The sequence below is a fragment of the Vibrio sp. THAF64 genome (genome assembly GCF_009363455.1).
In the GTDB taxonomy this organism is placed as follows: Bacteria; Pseudomonadota; Gammaproteobacteria; order Enterobacterales; family Vibrionaceae; genus Vibrio; species Vibrio coralliilyticus.
Genome location: NZ_CP045357.1, coordinates 107,011 through 123,054 on the forward strand (window position 1 = coordinate 107,011; position 16,044 = coordinate 123,054).

General features: G+C 41.6%; 11 protein-coding genes and 1 pseudogene. 7 read left to right on the forward strand and 5 right to left on the reverse strand.

Annotated features, from left to right (window positions below):
- Window position 1 precedes the first annotated feature (1 nt).
- The 3 genes from FIU99_RS25340 to FIU99_RS25350 form a co-directional block, all read right to left on the reverse strand.
- Window positions 2-2,647, reverse strand: a complete 2,646-nt coding sequence (locus tag FIU99_RS25340) for a hypothetical protein (RefSeq protein ID WP_152472682.1) — start codon at window positions 2,645-2,647, stop codon at window positions 2-4.
- Window positions 2,648-2,659: 12 nt separating this feature from the next.
- Window positions 2,660-3,517, reverse strand: a complete 858-nt coding sequence (locus tag FIU99_RS25345) for a phosphatidylinositol-specific phospholipase C (protein ID WP_172974095.1) — start codon at window positions 3,515-3,517, stop codon at window positions 2,660-2,662.
- A gap of 126 nt (window positions 3,518-3,643) precedes the next feature.
- Window positions 3,644-4,231, reverse strand: coding sequence for an AraC family transcriptional regulator (locus FIU99_RS25350; protein ID WP_152472684.1), 588 nt, complete (start codon window positions 4,229-4,231; stop codon window positions 3,644-3,646).
- A gap of 414 nt (window positions 4,232-4,645) precedes the next feature.
- Here FIU99_RS25350 and FIU99_RS25355 point away from each other — a divergent pair.
- Window positions 4,646-5,661: pseudogene (locus tag FIU99_RS25355) on the forward strand (IS3 family transposase).
- A 1,043-nt stretch (window positions 5,662-6,704) separates the two neighbouring features.
- Window positions 6,705-7,934 carry a hypothetical protein gene (locus FIU99_RS27445; RefSeq protein ID WP_253899478.1) on the forward strand — a complete coding sequence of 410 codons (1,230 nt, stop codon included), beginning with the start codon at window positions 6,705-6,707 and terminating at the stop codon, window positions 7,932-7,934.
- 426 nt (window positions 7,935-8,360) lie between these two features.
- Here the strand turns inward: FIU99_RS27445 and FIU99_RS25375 are convergent, their stop codons facing one another.
- Window positions 8,361-8,840, reverse strand: coding sequence for a hypothetical protein (locus tag FIU99_RS25375; protein WP_152472685.1), 480 nt, complete (start codon window positions 8,838-8,840; stop codon window positions 8,361-8,363).
- A gap of 769 nt (window positions 8,841-9,609) precedes the next feature.
- Between FIU99_RS25375 and FIU99_RS25380 the strand changes: the two genes are divergently transcribed.
- The 5 genes from FIU99_RS25380 (at window position 9,610) to FIU99_RS25400 (ending at window position 13,408) form a co-directional block, all read left to right on the forward strand.
- Window positions 9,610-9,900, forward strand: coding sequence for a co-chaperone GroES (locus FIU99_RS25380; protein WP_049537218.1), 291 nt, complete (start codon window positions 9,610-9,612; stop codon window positions 9,898-9,900).
- 32 nt (window positions 9,901-9,932) lie between these two features.
- On the forward strand, window positions 9,933-11,537 hold the full coding sequence (groL, locus tag FIU99_RS25385; protein WP_152472686.1) for a chaperonin GroEL: 1,605 nt from the start codon (window positions 9,933-9,935) through the stop codon (window positions 11,535-11,537).
- Between the two features lie 234 nt (window positions 11,538-11,771).
- Entirely contained in the window at window positions 11,772-12,251 is a 480-nt protein-coding gene (locus tag FIU99_RS25390; RefSeq protein ID WP_172400947.1) for an Hsp20 family protein, read from the forward strand.
- 72 nt (window positions 12,252-12,323) lie between these two features.
- A complete protein-coding gene (locus FIU99_RS25395; RefSeq protein WP_172974096.1) occupies window positions 12,324-12,932 on the forward strand; it encodes an Hsp20/alpha crystallin family protein in 609 nt (202 codons plus the stop codon).
- 113 nt (window positions 12,933-13,045) lie between these two features.
- On the forward strand, window positions 13,046-13,408 hold the full coding sequence (locus FIU99_RS25400) for a hypothetical protein (RefSeq protein WP_152472688.1): 363 nt from the start codon (window positions 13,046-13,048) through the stop codon (window positions 13,406-13,408).
- A gap of 588 nt (window positions 13,409-13,996) precedes the next feature.
- Here FIU99_RS25400 and FIU99_RS25405 read toward each other — a convergent pair.
- The gene (locus FIU99_RS25405; protein WP_152472689.1) at window positions 13,997-15,448 is read right to left on the reverse strand and encodes a phospholipase D-like domain-containing protein; all 1,452 of its coding nucleotides are present in this window, start codon (window positions 15,446-15,448) and stop codon (window positions 13,997-13,999) included.
- Window positions 15,449-16,044: the final 596 nt, after the last annotated feature.

Below are 16,044 nucleotides of genomic sequence, written 5' to 3' on the forward strand. Positions count from 1 at the left end.
CCTATTTGAATGTTCTTTGTAGAGAAGCACTGATCGTGGAGACATAATTACTGCCTCCGTAGTAAAGGGGAAGCTGAACTGACTTGTAAGGTTTTGTACTATTGATTTTGTCTATCAAAGCATCATCTGTGGGAGCCAATACCAGGTCACCGTAAGGTCGACCATATTGGTCATCAGAGATCCGCGAGTACGTAGAGCCGGCTTCACTGCTCTTGTAGAAGTAAGGAATGAAGGAACAGTTAACAAGTTCTCCAACGTTTTTGGACTCAAGAGCTAGTCGACAATTTTCTGCCCCGATTGGCGCTTGCGTTATTTGTCGTATCGATTGTTTGTCGCCATAGAACTGATTAAAGCTCAAGCCTTCAAGAAATCTTTCATTCTCATGTTTCACTACCTTTGTTTTTGAGGTAATAACCGGAAGAATCGTATTGACTGGGTACTTAGGATCTGGGTTGGCAACTTTGCTTATAATCGTACCAATTTCTTGGTTTTGACCTTGCACACCGATTAGTGAGGGACGATTTTTTTCTTGATAATCATAAAAAACAAAATCTTGGTCTTTGTGTTTTGTAGTTTGACCAGTAGCCTGACTATAGAGCACGTTTCCAGTTGGAAGCAGAAGACCTTTGTCTTTTAACTCATGGTATAAAGGGACCCATTTATCAATATTTTCGTTCGATTCCTTTTCAAAACGAAGCATATAGGCCTCTAACGCTTTAGATAGGTCAATAAATGCAATAGGTTCGGGAAAAACAAAGTCTTTTTCATCAAACTTGATAGCGTAAGTTGTACCTTTGCCCTCTTGAACTTTTACTAAATCATCAACCAGAGTGTTTAGTTTATTCATTGCACTTTCAACTGATAGCTTGCCTGTGCTACTCAATAAACCATCGTAGGTAATACAAAGAGAAAGATACTCAAGCATATTCAAATAATCGTTAATTTGAATGAGGATGTTATTGAAGGCCATATTCTGATAGTTATCGATTCCGATACCCCCTAACTCGGGAAATATCAAAGCCCAAGGTACAGTATTGAAATCAAGTACAACCATTTGCGGTGTTTCATCTTCGCTAGACGCTAGCAAAGGTAATTGGGTACTGTTCAGTTTTATATTAGATGGAGCACTATTAGCAGAGACGAAGTCAAAATCATGTTCATCTTGACCTAACCAGGCATTTCTATAGTTTGATAATTCCTCTTGGCTTAAATCAGAGAAAGACTCACTATCTTCATCCTTCAGCTGTTCTTTTAACCAAGACTCAAAAACAAACTCTTCTTGGTTATCCACTACTTCATTTCGCTCTGATTCTCCTAAACCAGAGACTTCAGCGAGTCCTTCCGAAGTGACATCATCAGAGTCAAGCTTCGAATGCAGGTATGTATTTGAACGCTTAACAGTGGAAAGTTTAATCTCGTACTTATTGTCTAAAGTAACCTCTGAAAATTGTTCTCCTGGTTCAAACTTCTTGAGGTTTTCATCCATATAGGCCAGGTCATTTTTGACTTTCTGATTACCAGATTGCTCACTTGAGTTTTCTAGGCTTCTTTCGATGCTTGCTACTCTAACTAACATTTCATCAATTGTTTTTTCAGCAGTGAGTCGTGTAGTTTTCTGTTCTTTATACTGACTGACAAATTCAGCATCTGGTGTAATTTTGTCTGTTGGCACAGCAGGCATATTGGTTAGCGATGTTTTAATTGCTGCACTGTTTGCCGCTTCAGAAAGGTTGTAAAAATCGTTGGAGCTGTTTATTTCACTCGAAAGTTCAGACTTTAAGCCCTCTAAACGATTGGTTACTTTATCCCAGTCTGGATACGCTTGAGTTGCCGCTTTAAAGTCCCAACCTTCTTTGCTAAAGCTTTGGCCAGACTCAGAGCTGCCCTCACTGTGAAGTGCGGCACCCCAACCTTTTGCTGAGATAGAGGCTTGATACCCTTCACTTTCAGAGCCACTGTTTAGGTCTCTTGAAAAAGTTGCGCTGTATTGACCGTAATATCCTTTAGTAACAGAAGTGATGACGTGTGTACCATGATTTCTTATGAACTTCTTCACTAATGCTTTACGTCTTTCACCATAAGCCGAGCGAATATCGTTGATTTCCTCTCTAACTCCAGGCATCGCATTTAAGATTGCGTTAGCTGTATCTTCTTGAACAGTGGTTCCCTGTGTCATGTCTTTAGCTGGGTCAAAAGGCAATGATTCTTTGTAATAACCCATGAGGCCGGTTTGTTTATCGATGGATACTGAACCACCTTCATTTGAACTAGAACTTGAGTATGCTGCTGTGGCCTGAGCACTCAACAAGCCATATGATAGTCCCACCCCACCGGAAATTGCTGAGGCATGTTTTTCGGCATTTACATGTGCCCCAGCATTAAAGTCTGAATATTCTTTCTTAAGGCTACTACCTACATCTAGAATAAGATTTCCTCTACTGATGAACTTAGACCGATCATAGTTTGTTTCAATCTTTATGATGTTATTTGCAGGGTCAATACCGTATCCGACTTTTAGATAGTCAAACCCTGGTACATATTTAGGGGAGTAATTTGGACTAAAATCTAACGCATGCACAGCGACTGAACTTAGACCAAGTGCACATGAGATAGACGTTGCAATTAAAGTTTTAGATATAGCACTCATAGTGATACCTCTCTATTTATTGTTGAAATTTTTCCGAATTATATTTTGTAAATATTTAGGAGCAGCAAAGTCATACATAACAACTCCCATACGACTTTTTGTTTCACCATACTTATGAAGAAACCAATGATTTATTTCTCTAGCGAGCTTTAATGGAGTAATCATTTTGATAAAATTAGTACCACTAAGGAAGGTGACAAATAGTATCTTCTCGTTACTAGAATGGTTGGATAATGATAGATTGTTAATAATAGCCTTTTTCTTTAAATTAACACTCCATGGTGTGTAATAGTCCTCGCACACTAGTTCGTGCTTTAAAGGCTTGTTGAATGTGTATTTAAATGAAGTATTGTCTTCAAACTTAAAATCTATCCCTAAGGGGAGTGAACCTTCAGTTATCTTGAATCTTCTTAGTAATAATATTTTACCTCTTACATCTTTTAGTTTTGGTATATAGTTTTCGACAAACCAGGTACTTGGACTTCTGTAATAATAATCTTCAAAAACTTCTTGAACCGATTTACTACTATTATGGCTAGAGCACTCCTCCTTAATGCTCATCATTATGCATTCTGAAGGATTCTTATTTAGAAAACTTGTACATGCCTTGACCACATCATCAAAGTTCAAATGTAAATAGTACTTACCATGATGAATTACAAATTTGTTGTTGTATCGTCTCACTCTAATATCTAGAAAGCGGCAACCATTCTCTAGTTGTTCATCTAGACTCATATTCTGAGTCTTAACAAAACCTAGACCTTCACGCTGCGAAGCGCGATATGTGCAAGAGTCATGGGTTCCTGGAATGTTGATTAGACTGACGTCTCGCTCGTCAGCAATATCGCTCATCCAACTTCGTGTTTGCATGTCATCTACCCCCATTTCAATTGACTGGATTGATGATCATTTTTGACTTTTCGATCGTTCATCTTACTTTCTTCCTTGTTGCACACGATTCTGCTCGTGCATCTTTATTCTCTGTAAAATCGAGAACTAAAACTTTTCAGATGTTAATGTGTTCTTATCAATTCTTAATTTATTGCGATATGCCCTAGGGCTAACTCCATAATGGCGTTTGAAAGCAATTGAAAATGCAGAAGGTGAGCTATAGCCAAGGTCGTAAGCAATTCGTGTAAGTGATAAATTTTGGCTTGAAAGTAGTTTTGCAGCATAAGAAGCTTTAATCGCAAGTACATACTGCATAGTCGACATTCCTGTCACCTTATTAAGGTGAATATTCAAGGTATTCACGTTGGTAGAGAGGTCTTTGGCTAGAGATTTAACATTAAAGTTTTTTTCGATGTTTTCATTGACTAGATTGTTGAGACGAATAGACAGGGATTTATTTGTCGAATCTGTTCGTTTTTGCTCATTAGCCATAGCTAAATAGGCTCTGATTCGATTGATAATATGACTTGGATCGGATTTATTTGATATATAGTCAGTAAACATTTCGTTGACTGACGAGTTCGGTCCTATTTCTTTAATTATTATTCCATTATATTTTGAAAAATCATTAAATTTTATTCCCTCTCCAATTAATAGGGCATCAAAAAAACTCATCACAAGCATAGTGACCATCAATACTATCTTTCGAGATTACAACAACCTCTGGAATCATAGTCTTTATCATAAAGGTGATCTCTTTACTTATTTGAATCAAGCATATTGATTGAACTGTCATTAATTTATCTCTTTATCTACCATAGGGAGGTTAAATTATTAACACTAAACCAAAGACCATAAAATAAAAATTTAACAACAATTATCATAATTAATTATGCGTTGATTAATTAAATGTCTATATTTATATAATGCTAGATTAATAGCATTGTAGTAGTCGAATGAACTCAGCCACTACATTAGAGATTTTACTGAGTCGCCACTGATTTCCTAGACGCCTTTTAGCTAGGTAAACTAGCTAAAAAAGAGGTGTTCATGAGCCATAAACGTTACCCCGAACAATTCAAAATCGAAGCAGTGAAATAAGTCACTATTGCCGGCCATTCTGTTGCTGATGTCGCTCAGCGTTTAGGTACCACCACACACAGTCTTTACGCCTGGATTAAGCGCTATGGTCCTGACTCTGAGGAACACCTTCAGCAGTCTGCTGAGTCCGCAGAAATTCGACGATTACAAAAAGAGCTTATGCGTGTTACTGAAGAACGTGGCCTGCTAAAAAAGCTGCGGCGTACTTCGCAAGCCACCCCGAGTATGATACGCCTTTATACAAGAGCATTATCACAGCCACTCTCTGCGACATCTGTGTCAGTAGCTTGATGTTCACCCGAGCGAGTATTACACGTGGAGGAGCTGCGCAAAGTCGAAGCGACGAGCGACTTACAGGCCAACTCAAACAATGTTGGCTTGAGTCTGGTGGTGTCTATGGATACCGCAAACTCCATCGGGATCTGCGTGATTTTGGCGAACAATGCGGTATTAATCGTAAGCATCGCCTGATGCAGCGGGCAGGGCTACGAGCGCTTGTTGGCTATCGGAAACCGAGAGATCCTAGTGGTGAGCAACACGTTATTACGCCAAATCGTTTAGAACAGCAATTCGATCCATTAGCGCTCAACACGTCTTGGGTAACGGATATTACGTACATGAAAGCGCATGAAGGCTGGCTCTATCTTGGCGCTGTAATGGACTTGTTCTCACGACGAATTATTGGTTGGTAAATGGGTAGTCGTATCACCAAAGAGCTTGCATTAGATGCTTTATTAATGGCGGTATGGCGTCGTAAACCTGTTGGCAAAGTGCTGGTTCATTCAGATCAAGTAAGCCAATACACGAGCCATGATTGGAGTGAGTTTCTTTCAACTCCTGAAACGTGAACGAATTAGGCGAAAAAAAATCTATGCGACCAGGGACGACGCAAAATGTATGTATTTAATTGCATTGCGATGTTTTACAACTTGAAACGACAGCATAATTCCAATGATAGGCTATCACCGTTAGAGTATGAACGTCAGTATTTTAATGAGGCTAAAAGTCGCCTACTGAAGTAGTGGCGATTCTCCCCCGAGTTTGACCCAAAGGTAGAAGAGTTACTTACAGAGAAGTTTCCTGAATACTAGAAAGGTGTGGTCATATACTCATTGCAACGCTATTTTGCATCCTTGTTATCCAACAAAGACAGCAAAGCATCAGTAGGTTTATTTCTTAATAAGCTAGAGATTCCGTACGAAAAAGAACTATTCAAGAAGCTTTGTCGATCAGCAGAGCAATACAGTTCATCCAAAGATAATTACTGAATATCTGCCGATTGTTTAGACTTTAGCATGCTAGCTTTAGCCCAAGCTCAACTTATCCGAAGAAGGCTTTTTCGTTCCCAATCTCTAACTCATTTTTGTCCAAAAGTTTCTTAAAACCATTTGCCTAGCGCGCTTCAAATCAAAGCCTAGCAACAAAAAGGTGATCAAGAAACGAGGTTCCAGGATAGGTCACTGATTTCAGCTTGAACTAACGAAGCAGCTCTCGGTAGCGTATAAAGTTAACATACTTGGGCAAAGCGGTTCTAATAATATACTTCCCTGCTTTAGAGATCCCTGCCCACCAGACCATAATGAAATACGCCCTTTAAAGCGTTCAAAGGCTTAAGATGATGGACGTTCATGACCCCTTCTTTGAGCTATTTGTAAGATTTAACGTATAACCAGACCGAGCCAACTTTCTGTTCTGTATAGTTGTTGATTTCACCCAAAACAGTCTTTCAGTTTACAGTTCGCCAGCAATTAACCTGGCAATATGATGTTTTTTATAGGTATTTTGGTTAAATTTTCGTACAAAAATAAACAAGTACATCAATTATCGATATGATGCCATCTTTATATGGATAACATGACATGGCTAAAGACTTCCCTTTCCCTCCCAAAAGCTCTGCGTACTGGTTAGATAATAAAACTACCTCATATGACAATGCAGTAGACATGTTCGATGCGCAAAATAACTTAGACAAGAAAATGATGCGTAACCCTGTCAATACTAAAAAACGGGATCTACCCTAAATCAACAAACAGAGTCAGAGGTTGCAGATTCATTGAACAACCAAATGACCTCTCCTCCCCCATCATCCACACCTAACTCTACCGCTTCGACAGACAATTCATCAGGAACCACAGCAGAACCCGCTGAGGAAACGCCACTAACTAAAGAAGAGAGTTCAGAAATAGAATTTATGTTGGGTTGGTACCAGGTAAAAGAATCAGGTGCTATCGATTTGATGTGGGGCGACTTACTAACACCAGAGACGCCTAAAAAAACCGTCAGGTTATTAAAAAAGCACAACAAACACTTAAATTCTTATGTGAATCAAGGCGAAATTGTTGTACTTCCAACGGTTGAGCCCAAAACAGAAGACCAAATAAAGCAACTAGAAGCTCTTAAGGAAGAAGCAAAAGCCGCAAGTGTCGAGTTAGGAAAGTTGCTTTCTAATGAAGTTGCTGCCTTAAATCATCACTTTGATTTGCTGGCTTATAAACTTGAGGAACGTGTTAAAGCTGATGGATTACCTTCAGATTATTATGCTCAAGTATCCGCAGGTGTTGGAGCAACGAGTGCTTTGGTGGAGCAAAATCTTAAAAACATTCAAGGTGTTCTCTTTGAGATAAATGATCTTTATACCGCACAAGTAGCGATGGCAAGCCGAACGGGCGGTATTAACTACGGATCATTTGTGTCTGAAAGAGCTGCTTTGTTTAAAAAACTAGATGGATCATTTGCAATGTTGTCTAAAAGCAATGTTCAAATACCTGCATATGTGCAAGTAAAGAGAAACTTAAAACTCTCGACCAAATCGGTAGTGCATAATGCTGATGAGATACTGAAGTCTGGAGTTGTACCAAATCTTGGAAAACGCATCGCCAATATATCTATGGGTATGTCGGCAGCCAGAGGTATTGGTTACATTGGCGTGATGGTTGGTGCGACAAGTGGTTTGAACAATATTTATGATGCCTGTCAGGTTGATAGCTCTGGCAATTGTGGTAAAACCGTAACACGTGAGACCTCAGGATTTTTAGGAAGTCTAGGTGGAGGAACAATCGGTGGTAGTGTGCTGGCTACCGGAGCTGTTGCCGCAGTAAGTGGTGTCGCGATACTTTTAGGAGTGACTGCCTCTGCGCCAGTGCTAGCTATTGCTGCTATTGGGGGATATGTAACTGGGGGCTTTGCTGGAGGTGTCGCGGGTGCGACAGCAGGTAAAGCCGTTGGTGATGTATTGTATGAAAAAACTATGGACCTCAAAGAATTGTCAGAGGACGCATTGGAGCAGCTATTTTGATCACTACCCTCGATGAAGTACAAACTATTGTCATAGGTCTTATCTCGTTATACATAATAATTTGGTCGCTACCAGCTGCGATAGTATTGGCAACGGTCTCACTTGGTGACTTTAAGTATATAATTACTATTGATAAGTATCTTGCTAAAGACTTAGGCAAATACTATGACAAGAATGGCTTCATGCGCCCTGATTATCAAATGTCATACTCTATCGGCAGTCGTTTTATAGGTTACTGCATCAAGTATCCTTTCATACATCATCGAGCAAGAAATCAATCCACTAAGTTCCGACTTTTTATGTGGGCAAATACTGTAGGGACATGGGGCTGGTTGGGAACACTGGTACTACTTCTCTTATAAGCCCAACATTTGGGTCGCCTCACCGGCAATTTTAATCAAGCCTTGGGGCGAACTCGGTGATTGCTCACCCGCTTCGCTTTAACGCCTCAATAAGCTGTTGACGTTCATGATTCGACAATGAAAACCACTTCTCGCCTCGCGTGGCAATGTGCACCAGAGTCTGACTGAGCGGATCGGCCCTTTCCCCTGCCTGCCCAACCGCCACCAGCTCGACCTTCTCACCGCTGCGGCGACGAAGCTGAATGATGCGCCGGTCGATATCACGACTCAGGCACAACTGGTAGGCCTGGCGCGACAAACCGTGGAGCAATCCCACACGAACCGGGGGACGCTTCGTCGGGGCGCTCGGCAGATCCCTTTGTAACCAACGGGACAACACCCCATACTCCACGGCGGTTTCTAGCCAAGGGCATGGCGTGTTTTCTTGGTGCTTAAGGGTATCAAAGGCGTTGGAGATGTCGCGCAGTTGGCGCGGCTGAGTGGATGTGTGTTGCAAGGCTTGATGACAGACTTGGTCAAGGTGTTCGAGTAGCGCATGGGGCATAGCAACCTCCCAGTGGAAGAACCCACACCACCCAGAGGCCTCAACCCCGAATAAAGGGTGGTGAACTGAACAAGGTTGACACTACCGACCCACAGGTATCGGCCAGCCCGGAAGCTGCCCTGCCCAGCTCACCGTAATGACTGTCCGTAACGCTCGATTAAAGCGTTCTCGACTTACAGATGCGCCGAAACACCACATAGCATGCAGCATGAGACCGCTGATGGCTATGCACCTGTAGCAAAAACGGGGTGTCAATCCCGGCACTGAATTTTGTCAGTGCTTTACTAGGCTAACCAGCCGCCACCCCAGAGTCAACGCGCCCACCCTGCGATTCTTTTGAGCCTTCGCTCATTTTTGGCCCTAGCTTGGCTACCTGATTCAAATCTCTTTGAACTCATAACCAACACATATTTGCCCCAAAGTTTGCTAGCTTAATTTGGGGCCGATAAATCCAGTCAGGAATTCCCGAACTTTTTCTAATACCTTACGAGAAGAAAGGCATGCTCGTTCATGGGCGACAATCATCAACTTTGCACCAAAGCAATGCATTGATTGTAAGCTGTCTAGCTAGACAACTTGCTATAAAATAGCATATAGCAATAAGGAATATTAAGGTGTCTATTTTTGTTTAAAATCGAATATAAAATTTTCTTTTTGTCCCTTGAACTCACTTTTCGTTGTCCCTATTTTCCTAATCGGGAGAGTACTACATAGCTCTACCCATCACCATTATGTCTTTTATGTTTAACAATTGTAGGAGGCTAACCTCATGAATATTCGTCCTTTAAATGATCGGCTGATAGTCGAAAGACTCGAAGCAGAATCCCTATCTGAAGGAGGAATTGTCCTTACGTCTCAGTCAGTACAAAAATCAAATCGAGCGAAAGTCGTCGCTGTTGGTCTAGGTCAACGACTGGAAAATGGAGATCGGGTTTCTATGGACGTTAAAGTCGATGACATTGTCATTTTTAATGACGGCTATGGTGTCAAAACAGAAAAAATCGATGGTTCAGAGTACCTTATTCTCTCCGAATCTGATGTGTTAGCAATCGTTGAGTAATTGAGTTTTCATTATTTTTTGAGGAGATAATCATGACTGCAAAAGAAGTTATATTTGCTGATGAATCGCGTCAAAAGATGCTTAATGGGGTAAACCTGCTGGCTGACGCCGTTAAGGTTACTTTAGGTCCTAAAGGTCGAAATGTTGTACTAGATAAGTCATTTGGAGCTCCAACCATCACAAAAGATGGGGTCTCTGTCGCGAAAGAAATCGAGCTTGAAGATAAATTCGAGAACATGGGCGCACAAATGGTAAAGCAAGTCGCATCGAAAGCGAATGATGAAGCTGGTGATGGAACAACAACCGCAACGGTGTTGGCGCAATCTTTGATCAATGAGGGATTAAAGGCCGTCGCGTCGGGCATGAATCCAATGGATTTAAAGCGAGGTATAGATAAAGCAACGGAAGCTGCTGTAGAGAAACTTCGTGAGATATCTCAGCCTTGCAGTGACAAAGAATCGATTACTCAAGTTGGCAGCATTTCAGCAAACAGCGACAGATCGATTGGTGACATTATAGCGGAAGCGATGGACAAGGTTGGTCGCAATGGTGTCATTACGGTTGAAGAAGGTCAGGGCTTAGACAATGAGCTTGCGGTGGTTGAGGGTATGCAGTTTGATCGCGGGTATCTTTCTCCGTACTTCATCACTAATCAGGAGAGTGGCTCTGTAGAACTGGATAATCCTTATGTGCTTTTGGTGGATAAAAAGGTAAGCAATATTCGTGAGTTACTGCCTGTACTAGAAGAAGTCGCCAAACAGTCCAGATCGCTGCTTATTTTGGCCGAAGATATTGAAGGTGAAGCTTTAGCAACACTCGTCGTCAACAATATGCGTGGTATTGTCCGAACTGCTGCGGTCAAAGCCCCAGGGTTTGGTGATAATCGCAAAGCAATGATGGAAGATATTGCAGTCCTAACCGGTGGTACTCTGATTTGCGAAGACCTAGGGCATGAGCTTGAAAAGACTACGCTAGAGCAATTGGGTAGCGCAAAGAAAGTCACGATAACAAAAGATACCACCACAATTGTCGGTGGTGTAGCGAATGAACAGGTTATCAAAGACCGAGTTAAATCGATAGAAAATCAAATCGCATCATCCACTTCTCAATACGACAAAGAAAAGCTTCAACAGCGAATAGCGAAACTCTCAGGAGGTGTTGCAGTGATTAAAATTGGTGCTGCGACAGAAGTCGAAATGAAGGAGAAGAAAGATCGTGTCGATGATGCATTGCACGCAACAAGAGCTGCCGTGGAAGAAGGTATCGTTGCCGGGGGAGGCGTCGCTCTTGCTAAGATCAGCAAAGAGTTGGTTGACCTTGCTGGAGACAACGAAGACCAAAATGTCGGTATTAGAGTAGCGTTACGGGCGATGGAGGAACCACTTCGTCAAATTGCCACCAATGCGGGTGATGAAGCATCTGTCGTCGCGAACAATGTCAAAGCAGGTGATGTGAACCACGGCTTTAACGCGGCTACAGGAGAATACGGTGACATGTTTGAAATGGGTATTCTTGATCCGACAAAAGTTACGCGCTCGGCACTTCAATATGCGGCGTCTATAGCTGGATTAATGATTACAACTGAAGCTATGATTTCCGAACAAGTAAAAGATAAACAACCAATGGATCATATTTAGTAAAGAAACTAAGCGGGCAAGGAAGTCCGCTTAATTATTAGGTATAGATAATATAAACTCAAAGATTTTTATTGTTAAATGATCTTTAAATCATGCCAGTTATAAGGAGTTTTTATAAATTACAGCTTGAAAAAGGATTTATAAAATACTATAAAGTCATTGTAAAAGTTGTCTAGATAGAAACTTTTATATCTATTGTTTTTATTTTGTATTGCTTCTTATGGAGGATATATTATGAACTCAATCGACCTTACTCCACTATATCGAAATAGTGTAGGATTTGACCGCTTAGCATCACTGCTAGACCATGCGTTAACGAGTGAAACAACTGTTGGCGGTTACCCCCCATACAACATAGAAGTTCTTAGCGAGAACCGTTACGCCATTACATTGGCTGTAGCTGGCTTTGTGCAAGAAGAACTTGATATTCAAGTTGAGAAAGGCGTACTGACTGTGCGCGGCAATAAGAGCTCTGAACCGGAAAGCAAATATCTCTATCAAGGTATAGCCAACCGTACATTTGAGCGTAAATTTAACTTAGCAGATTATGTTGAAGTTACCGACGCAGATCTCTCCCATGGTTTATTAACTATAACTTTGGTTAAAGAAATTCCTGAAGAAATGAAGCCTAAATCTATCGCCATTAATCAAGGTGGTAATATTCTAGAGCATAAATCTGAAGGTAATGATGACCGTAAAGTTAATAAAAAATAACTAATTAGAGGGTGTATAGCGCACCCTCTGTATTATTGGTTATGAATGTTGCCTAAATTGGGAGAGTATTTTATGAACATTGAGAAACTAAATCCATGGAATTGGTTTAAACATAAAGAAGATTCAAGTAACCAAATCCCGCTATTTCAGAATGAAGCATTTTCTGAAGCTCGTACTAGTGGCACTACTTTAGTATCACCACAGCAAAGATCGCCTCTCCAACTACACGAAGAAATGGGCCGTATGTTTGATGACATATGGCAGTCACTAAGGATGCCAAGTTCTTCACACTTGTCCCGCGCCAGCTCATTGCTCATCAGTAACCCGCTGAGCGATAGATTGCTCTTTGCAAATCGATCAAAACTTGATGTATCCGTCAGCGAGAATGAATATAAAATTTCAGTTGAGCTCCCTGGACTTTCAGAAAACGATATTCAAATTGAATTGAGTCCGAATACATTAATTGTGAAAGGGAAAATGAAGCAGGATAAAGAGTCTAAAGGTAAACAGTATTACTGCGTTGAACGTAGTATGGGTGCATTTCAACGTACCTTGTCTCTACCTGAAGATGTAGATCAAGATGCAATCTCAGCAACGATGAAAAACGGTCTTCTGGTCATTAAACTCCCAAGAAAAACAACTGCAAGGAACAGCATCAAACGTGTCTCTATTTCGTCTTGAATAAGCTTCGAGGCAAGTCCTTTTCGTCAATTAACCCAATAAACTAGGGCAACGCGTGGTTAGTTTACATATGCATCTAAGCCACTACTATTTCATCCTCGGGAGGGAGGGGCATGACCAATCACAGTTGCAATAACAAATTGCTGAACAACGTTCTTCTAATTTGTAAAACAAGTACAAGTACTGAAGGTTTCGCTAGGCTGTTCGACAGCTATAATTTTTCCGTGGACATTCGTCATGATAACCTGAAGGATATTGATTTTGGTCAGTATGGTGCGGTTGTACACATTACTAACTCCTCTAACTCCCTTACAGAGCTACTAGGCCGCAGAATCGAGTCAATAAAAGATGAGGAATGGATTCTAATTTCAGGTGATGATGAGGACTTGCATTGTACTGTTCAGTTGACTGTGCTCGCGTCTGAGGAACTGAAACTATACGTAATAACGCTTTGGGCCAAGTTCAATATCACGTAAGTTTGTTATACCTCAACTTAGTTCTCCTCAGCAGGTTATTCTATATATCGTGCTCTATTAAGGGTACTCAGAAAATAAGATGATGTTACCTTATTTGTTTAAATTTTCTAACGGTATCTTCTTCAGGCACTGTTGTGAGCCTTGCCTGATTAAGTTTTGCAATACTAAAAGTTATTTGAAGGGCTGGTCGTTGCCCTAGCACCAACTCACTTCTGTCCAAAGACGTGTTACATCTAGTCGTGAATACACTGGTGATGTGATGTCCAGGTCACATCCGGAGCAGACGTGCTGTAACAGTATTGGACTGTTGAACTTAATATGCTGACTAAGCTGCATGCCTACTGGTCATCATTTGGGACGACTTTTTCTAATACTTGTCTGACATCTATTAAATCGGTGGTTACTCAGTATAACATATCACTCGCGCCGTTAGGTGAGAGGAAGAGGCCATAAGGACTCCACCTCTCCATTTACTATCGAGATAAGACAGGGGACATTCCGCTCAGGTGAGCGCTCGGCTCAGCGGAAAGTTGATGTAAAAAGTGACGTTCATCCTCAGTTCTTGTCGTCCTGCATTACGCTTACTGGTTACTTTGCTTCCCAGGTCGGAATGTAGTCCTTCAGATCCTGCATGGCAGCAGCACCCACGTAAGGAACGGCGGCGAGCTGATCCATATCCGCGATAGTTCTCGCCGCGATGATGTTGTTGGCTGCCGTGGCATTCATCGCTGCTTCAACATCCAGCTCCGAAAGTGTTGCCTGGTTGACGATGTCCAGCACGGTTGCGACTTCGTCACCGGTGAAGCTCACGCCTTCCCATGTACCACCTTCAGGCAAAGACTCCGAGCCGCAGTTTTCAGATCCCCCCGCTTCGCAGTAGCGGCGGCTGAATTCACCTTCAAACTGGGCAGCCACCTCTGCGCTGTGGATGACCAGAACATTCTCATCGTTACCAAAGGCTGCAGAGCCGGATACGTTGTGTGAGCCGGTGATGACAAGATCGTCAATAATCCAGTATTTGTGGTGGAACTTGTCACCACCGTTCAGGTTCGCAATCCGGACGTCAGCTGGGTTACTCCAAGGGTTGTCAGGCGCGCCGGTATAGCTGTCGGTTTCATAGGCGCCATTCGGGTTTAGCTTAGGGGTGTTGGCCATATCCATAAACTCGCTGTAGTAGCGGCTGAAGAAGCTCGGGTCCCCCACCCCTTGAACTTCAACACCAGCGTCATGGCGGAGTTTCATTTTATCCGCAACATCCTGAGCACTGAAGACAAACTGGGCAGTATGAATACGCGTGTTGGCCGCAGTAACATAATTTTCCAAGTTTTCCAGAGTTGAACCGGTGTACAGGCTGGGTGACTGCGGCGTGAATTGCACATCCAGTCGAATGTTCTCGTTGTCGGTGTAAGCGGTCTCAATTTGGTGGTCTACTTTGCCCAAGCCGAACAGAGAGTCTTTTGCACCTCCAGGCCCATCCCCCCACATTTGCAGAAATTGGGTGGTGTAAATATTCGCGAGCTGTGAGGATTCAACAGTAACTAGGTGGTTAGCGTTACCGTCACTGATCAGGTTCCCTTCTCCATCCAGATCGCCGTGGATACCACTCTGGGTGAAGTTAGCTGACGCAACCAAGACTCTTGCATTATCGACAACAATAAATTTATTGTGCTGGATTTTAGAGCCTGCACTTCCGTTTTCAGTATCATCGATCCAAGGAACATTGCCTGCATTTAAGATATTAATGGCTTCCTCATTTTCCCCAGCGATATTGTCTTCATCGGTAATAAAGCGTACCGTTAAACCCTGAGCTTTTTTCGCCACTAGGACGTTTGCAATACCCGGAAGATCGAGATCATAGACAGCGAGATCAACCGATGTCTGAGCGCTATTAATGAAGTCAATGATTTTTGTTTCCAGGTTCGCTTGTTGCGCTGGCGCATTGACTGGGTGGTTAAAATAAACGTCAATATCACCAGCATACGCAGCCGATAGAGAGGCAGAAGCAAGAATTGATGTTGCAATCAGTTTTCTTATAAACATGTATTATCCATTATTTTTGGTCAGTTTTACGAAATATGATTAAAATATAATTATATTGTTGACAATTAAATTAATAACAAGAGCGACTTAGCCTATTGTGCTCGTTATTAATAAGTCTACATTTGACTTTGATTGGAATGGATGTAAAGCCCTGATTTTATTCGAGCTACAGATTTGTGACTATTCCGAACATTTCAACAGAAACGTTTTCTCACATGTTGGATTGGAATAAAACTCCATATCCTTATCGAAATACACTGATTAATCAGTGCTTTAGTCGATATCGTCAGTATAAGTCTCTTTTGTATACAGAGATACGACAACAAAAATACAATAAAGAATAGAAATAAATAGGCGGGTTACTTTTTTATTCTAATGATTTTTTAATTGTTAATTAATGAAAGAAAAATATGGAACGTATTCAATAATTATAAGCTTATGTCGCAAGGAAACACGCAGCTTAAATAAATGGAATGGCATACCCCAGCTGGAATAAGTATTAGGCAATCTGCTCTTAGTGATGAAGCTTACGTTTAAGCTATATGTGTAGACTGTAGATTAAGACACCCATTTTTGACGTTCCTGAACTCATTTAT